Source organism: Streptomyces prasinopilosus, from assembly GCF_001419695.1.
Lineage (GTDB): Bacteria > Actinomycetota > Actinomycetes > Streptomycetales > Streptomycetaceae > Streptomyces > Streptomyces prasinopilosus.
Map to the genome: position 1 here is coordinate 1 of NZ_LIRG01000635.1, position 2500 is coordinate 2500.

The 2500-nt window shown below is 71.8% G+C and carries 2 protein-coding genes; both read right to left on the minus strand.

Going from position 1 to position 2500, the window contains the following annotated elements; all coding sequences use genetic code 11:
* The coding region (locus tag AOK18_RS23710) for a PadR family transcriptional regulator (protein ID WP_167738732.1) at positions 1-284 on the minus strand (284 nt) is incomplete at its 3' end.
* Between the two features lie 101 nt (positions 285-385).
* Positions 386-2401, minus strand: a complete 2016-nt coding sequence (locus tag AOK18_RS23715; RefSeq protein ID WP_055695656.1) for an NADPH-dependent 2,4-dienoyl-CoA reductase — start codon at positions 2399-2401, stop codon at positions 386-388.
* Positions 2402-2500: the final 99 nt, after the last annotated feature.

The following is a 2500-nucleotide window of genomic DNA, read 5'->3' on the forward strand; positions in this document are numbered from 1 at the left end:
CCACGGCGCAGGACCCCAAGCCCCTGCGCCGTGGAGGTCCAGCGGACCAGTTCGGCGCGGCCCGCGGGCAGCACCTCGTAGGCCTTCTTCTGCCCGCGGGCGGGCTGTTCGGCGGCCAGCGCCCGGATCAGGCCCTCGGCCTCCAGCCTCCCCAGCTCGCGGTAGATCTGCTGATGCGTCGCGGACCAGAAGTATCCGATCGACTTGTCGAAGCGACGGGTCAGCTCCAGCCCCGACGACGGCTTCTCGAGCAGGGCGGTGAGGATCGCGTGCGGGAGTGACATGGATCCCATCCTAGGGACGGCCCGGGATCGGCCCGGTGACCCGAGTCGGAGACCCTTCGGCGGTGGGCGGTGACTCCGCCGAGGGTCTCCGGCTCGGGTCACTAGAGGGCCGCCGCCACCTCCGTGCCCTGCTTGACGGCCCGCTTGGCGTCCAGTTCGGCGGCCACGTCGGCGCCGCCGATCAGGTGGACGGAGCGTCCGGCCGCGACCAGTTCCTCGTACAGGTCGCGGCGCGGCTCCTGGCCGGTGCACAGGACGATCGTGTCCACCTCCAGGACGGTGCTCTCGCCGTCGACGGTGAGGTGCAGGCCCGCGTCGTCGATGCGGTCGTAGCGCACGCCGGGGACCATGGTGACACCGCGGTGCTTCAGCTCGGTGCGGTGGATCCACCCGGTGGTCCTGCCCAGACCGGCGCCGACCTTGGTCGTCTTGCGCTGGAGCAGGTGGACGGTGCGCGGCGGGGCGGGCCGCTCGGGTGCGGTGAGACCGCCGGGTGTGCGGTGCTCCATGTCGACGCCCCACTGGCGGAAGTACGTCTCGGGGTCCTCGTGCGCCTTGTCGCCGCCGTCGGTGAGGAACTCGGCGACGTCGAAGCCGATGCCGCCCGCGCCGAGGACGGCGACCCGCTCGCCGACGGGGGCGCCGTCGCGCAGGACGTCGAGGTAGCCGAGCACGCTCGGGTGGTCGACGCCGGGCAGGTCGGGGACGCGCGGGGTGACTCCGGTGGCGACGACGACCTCGTCGTGGTCCGCCACGTCGCCGGCCGTGACCCGGGTGTCCAGGCGTACGTCGACGGCCAGTTCGGCGAGCCGGGTGCGGAAGTAGCGCAGGGTCTCGTCGAACTCCTGCTTGCCGGGGACCTTGCGGGCGACGTTGAGCTGGCCGCCGATCTCGCTCGCGGCGTCGAACAGGGTGACGTCGTGGCCGCGTTCGGCTGCGCCGACGGCGCAGGCCAGGCCGGCCGGGCCGGCGCCGACGACCGCGACGCGCTTGCGGCGCCTGGTCGGGGACAGCACCAGCTCGGTCTCGTGGCAGGCGCGCGGATTGACCAGGCAGGAGGTGATCTGCAGGTTGAAGGTGTGGTCCAGACAGGCCTGGTTGCAGCCGATGCAGGTGTTGATCGCCTCGGGCCGGCCGTCCGCGGCCTTGGCCACGAAGTCGGGGTCGGCGAGCATCGGGCGGGCCATCGACACCATGTCGGCGTGCCCCTCGGCGAGCAGCTGCTCGGCGAGTTCGGGGGTGTTGATCCGGTTGGTGGTGACGAGCGGGACCGAGACCTCGCCCATCAGCCGCTTGGTCACCCAGGTGTAGGCGCCGCGCGGTACGGAGGTCGCGATGGTGGGGATGCGCGCCTCGTGCCAGCCGATGCCGGTGTTGATGATCGTGGCGCCGGCCTCCTCGACACCGCGGGCCAGCGTGATCACCTCGTCCAGGGTCGAGCCGCCGGGCACGAGGTCCAGCATGGAGAGCCGGTAGACGACGATGAAGTCCTCGCCGACCGCCTCGCGCACCCGGCGGACGATCTCGAGGGGGAAGCGCGTCCGGTTCTCGTACGAGCCGCCCCAGCGGTCGGTGCGCCGGTTGGTCTGCGCGACGATGAACTCGTTGATCAGGTAACCCTCGGAGCCCATGATCTCGACGCCGTCGTAGCCGGCCTGCCGGGCGAGGCGGGCGGTGCGGACGTAGTCGTCGATGGTGCGCTCGATGTCCGCGTCGGTGAGTTCGCGGGGCGTGAAGGGGCTGATCGGCGCCTTCAGGGGGCTGGGGGCGACCAGGTCCCGGTGGTAGGCGTACCGGCCGACGTGCAGGATCTGCAGGGCGATGCGCCCGCCCTCGCGGTGCACGGCCTCGGTGACCACGCGGTGCCGCTGCGCCTCCTCCTCGGTGGTGAGCTTCGCGCCGCCCTCGAAGGTCCGGCCCTCGTCGTTGGGCGCGATGCCGCCGGTGACGATGAGGCCGACGCCGCCGCGGGCGCGGGCGGCGTAGAACTCGGCCAGGCGCTCGAAGCCGTTCTCGGCCTCCTCCAGGCCCACGTGCATGGAGCCCATGAGGACCCGGTTGGGCAGGGTGGTGAAGCCCAGGTCGAGGGGGGTCAACAGGTGCGGGTAACGGCTCATCGGGCCCTCCGTGCGCGGTGTCTTCCCTCTGTTGTAGAGGACGCGCACTTGGTTTTGCAACTAGTTGCAAAAACGTGGTGGAGGGCACACGGACCGGCG

What these genes read in the sequence shown, in the direction of transcription:
- AOK18_RS23715 (WP_055695656.1), bottom strand. Translation starts at nt 2,401, where the DNA reads ATGAGCCGTTACCCGCACCTGTTGACCCCCCTCGACCTGGGCTTCACC.